This window comes from Blautia sp. Sow4_E7 (assembly GCF_052116245.1).
Taxonomy (GTDB): domain Bacteria; phylum Bacillota; class Clostridia; order Lachnospirales; family Lachnospiraceae; genus Blautia_A.
In genome coordinates, this window is record NZ_JBQKLL010000092.1 from 1 (window position 1) to 2,984 (window position 2,984).

At 34.0% G+C, this 2,984-nt stretch carries 2 protein-coding genes and 1 pseudogene; 2 read left to right on the top strand and 1 reads right to left on the bottom strand.

Annotated features, from left to right (window positions below; translation table 11 throughout):
- Nucleotides 1–207, top strand: a 207-nt coding sequence (locus ACTQ50_RS19330) for a hypothetical protein (protein WP_441485524.1), incomplete at its 5' end; no start/stop codon positions are given.
- Between the two features lie 32 nt (nt 208–239).
- A complete protein-coding gene (locus ACTQ50_RS19335; RefSeq protein WP_441485525.1) occupies nt 240–2,381 on the top strand; it encodes a sensor domain-containing diguanylate cyclase in 2,142 nt (713 codons plus the stop codon).
- Between the two features lie 315 nt (nt 2,382–2,696).
- Here ACTQ50_RS19335 and ACTQ50_RS19340 read toward each other — a convergent pair.
- A pseudogene (locus ACTQ50_RS19340) lies at nt 2,697–2,873 on the bottom strand (IS91 family transposase); the annotation flags it as partial.
- Nucleotides 2,874–2,984 lie beyond the last annotated feature (111 nt).

A 2,984-nucleotide genomic window follows, 5' to 3' on the forward strand; every position in this document is an offset into this window, starting at 1 on the left:
GCTTTAACAATACTATCTTGGGACAATCCTGTCACTGCCTTTTTTAGAAAAAGTAGAAAACTGCGCCACAGCCTTGGCAGGCCATCGCGCAGCGATTTTGTTCAATTTGAAGTTGCAGAATTGATAAATTTACCTTTCGAAGAAAAAACAGTAATCTTGTATAAGAAGAAAAAACAAGCATTATCCATCAATTCAAATATAAGGTAAAAAAGAGTATCAACCGATGAGGAGAAAAATAGATGAATATTACAAGTCTTGAAATTGCACAGGCAACAATGGATATGTTCTTTTGTTTGTTCTGTCTAATAATGTTTGTTTCAATTAAAGCAAATAATCCAAAACAGAAGAGTATGAGGATGTTCGTTCGATTATTTCTTATTGCTACAGTTCTGTTTTTTGGAGAGACTTTGGCATATATTTTTAGAGGTAACCTTGGTTCTTTTAATATTTTAGTAACTAGAATTGCTAATCTTATGGTATTTGCTATGAACATAGCAATGGCAAATACCTATGTTAGGTATGTTAGTTCTGTTTTTGTTGAAAAAGGTGCTGAAGTAAGTGGCAATAGTGTTAAAATTGCCAATATCTTTTCGTGCATTAATATTTTCATTGTTGTGGTTAATTTGTTTTATCCATGGATGTATTATTTCGATGAGGCAAATTATTATCACAGGAATAATTCCTGGTATGTATATACACTAATATCACTTGTCGTCATATTTATAGGAGCAGGTATGGCGATTAAGTATAGAAAGTATTTGGAAAAACGAAGCTTCATTTCAATGATGCTGTTTTCGTTTATTCCAATAATTGCAACAGTTGTACAGTCCTTTATTTATGGATTTTCTATAACCAATTTAGGACTGGGAATAGGTTCAGTCGTCATGTTTGCTGCATATATGTATGATTGGTCTCATAATGGGGATGAACATACGAATATGATTAATGACAGCAGATTTGATGCTGTTATTATGCTTATCATAATGCTACTTAGCATGAATGTTTCCATCATAGCATGTGTGAATGTGATTCAGCAGGTAACTAAGGAAAACTCTGAAATACAGAGCAGAACAATTGCGCAGATGGTTTCAGCAAAGATTGAGAATGAATTTATTAAGCCAATTACTGTTTCTCAGACGATTAGTAGTGATATTGATATAAGAACCTACATAGAGGGGAAAACCAGAGAAGAGGCGGAGAGTGTCAAAGACGATATAACTAATCGTCTGGTATCCATTGGTAATGAATTTGATTATAAAATGGTATTTGTTGTTTCGGATAAAACAAGAGCATATTATACATATAATGGAATAAGTAGGTATCTTGATGTTGAAAATGACAGCCATGATATATGGTATAAGGATTACTTGGATTCAGGGAAAAGATATATAGTTAATGTTGATACTGATGAAGATAATAACGGGAGTCTTTCGGTGTTTATTAATTACGGTATTATTGACACGAATGGAGACATTTTGGGAGCATGTGGTGTCGGAGTTGATATGAATGACCTTGTAGACATACTTGCCAGGTTCGAGGAAGAATACAATATCAAAGTATATTTAGTTAATCATGATGGACTTATACAGGTTGATACGGATGTAAGTTCTATAGAAACAGGCTACTTGGATAATTCATATTTTGGCAATATATCAGATGATGATTTTTATTATCGGTTATCGGAGAATGGCTGTTATATGACCAAGTATCTCGAAGGATTTGATTGGTATATAGTAATAAGAGATAATAATCCTGTTAAATTGGATGTAAATAAAATTATACTTCCAATTGTTTTAATCTTTATTGCAGGCGTATTAATAATGACAACTTCATTTGTTATTATTAGTATGAGAGAGAAGAAGGCAAAGGATGCATACAACAGAAGATATGAAGCATCTATAAAGGACGAGCTTACAGGCTTATATAATAGACGAGGGTTTGAAGTTGACTGTGAAACAATCAAGAAAAATAATAACTTAATAGAATACGTTCTTATTATGATGGATTTGAACGGTTTAAAAGCAGCTAATGATAATATTGGTCATGAAGCAGGGGATGAGTTAATTATTGGCGCTTCGAAGTGTATGGATAATGCATTCTCAGGTCTTGGAAGGACGTATCGTGTAGGTGGCGATGAGTTTGTTGCCTTACTGAGAGGAACGAGAAAAGAAGCACAGGATGCAGTTAAGACATTTGATTATTTAACTGAAAACTTCCAGGGAAATCTTATTTCTGAACTTAGTGTGTCTAAGGGAGTAGTTGTTTGTTCAGAACATATAGAACTTAATTTTGAAGAAATTAAGGCAATGGCTGATAAGTTGATGTATGCAGATAAGGATGAATATTATAGACGAACAGGAAAAGATAGAAGACGAGTTTGATTTATAAATTGATATTTAATCTATGTAAAGAACCCAACAACTTCTTTAGGCTACAATCAATAGCGGTGTAAACGAAAAAGCAGTCTTAAACTATAGAAAAACTGACCTTTCGTTTGCACCGCGTTTGATTTTGCCAAAGTGAACAAAGTCGCGTCCGTGTAGCCGATCTGTATGGATTTTCAATTCTTGCTTTTTTTATGAATACAAGTGAGATACAAGAATTCTCTGCATTGTTACATGGTGCTTTTGCAAAATCTTGGCACGACAAATAAACCTCATTACTGAGGCTTTTTGAAATTATTTAGTTAGTCGATTCTAAATGCGCAAAGGTATTCTCTGCTGTGGTTTTCCAAGATGACCACCACAGCATTTGCAAACAGTAACCTTGATACCATAAAGGGTTTCAAGTATCTGAGGTGTTTCCATATCTTTCAGTCGTGATAGATACTGCTTACAACCAAGAAGATTCCGACATAATGCCAGATGCTTGGTTGTTATAGCTACCGTTTTTTATCCGAAAGCTATCGGGCTTGCCAGTCCATGAACAGACGGTTATAATGACCATAAATCTATAGAAAGAAAAAGAGCATTCCCTTTATGATG